Origin of the sequence: Paenibacillus sp. EKM10P (assembly GCF_011800655.1) — a bacterium.
GTDB classification, from domain to species: domain Bacteria; phylum Bacillota; class Bacilli; order Paenibacillales; family Paenibacillaceae; genus Paenibacillus; species Paenibacillus polymyxa.
Genome location: NZ_JAALET010000090.1, coordinates 1 through 363 on the forward strand (window position 1 = coordinate 1; position 363 = coordinate 363).

The 363-nt window shown below is 50.1% G+C and carries 1 protein-coding gene; it reads right to left on the reverse strand.

Annotated features, from left to right (window positions below):
* On the reverse strand, positions 1-363 hold a 363-nt coding region (locus HFE01_RS26540; RefSeq protein WP_243208321.1), incomplete at both ends, for a condensation domain-containing protein.

Here is a 363-nt window from a genome sequence, read left to right on the forward strand (position 1 = left end):
CGTCTGCTCTACAATATGATCCAGTTCTACAGCCGTCAGTCCTTGGAAGGACAAGTCGCTTGGGGTCAGCTCCGGCAGCTCTTTGGCCACACAGTGAGCCAACACCTCACGCAAGCTCTCCTGCAGCAGATCAGCCAGTTTTTTAATCGATTTTTTCATGAACATTTTGTTGCTGTAGCTGATCGTCAGTTCCAGGGCACCGTCCGTGATCATGCCATTGATATCCAGAGCGTACCGCTTGGTCAACGTGTCACTCATGGAAGCTCCGACGGAATAAGGAGACATGCGGAATGCATTCTGCTTCAAATCCTGATCGAATTGGCCGAGATAGTTAAAGCTGATTTCCGGCTCGGCCACAAAAGT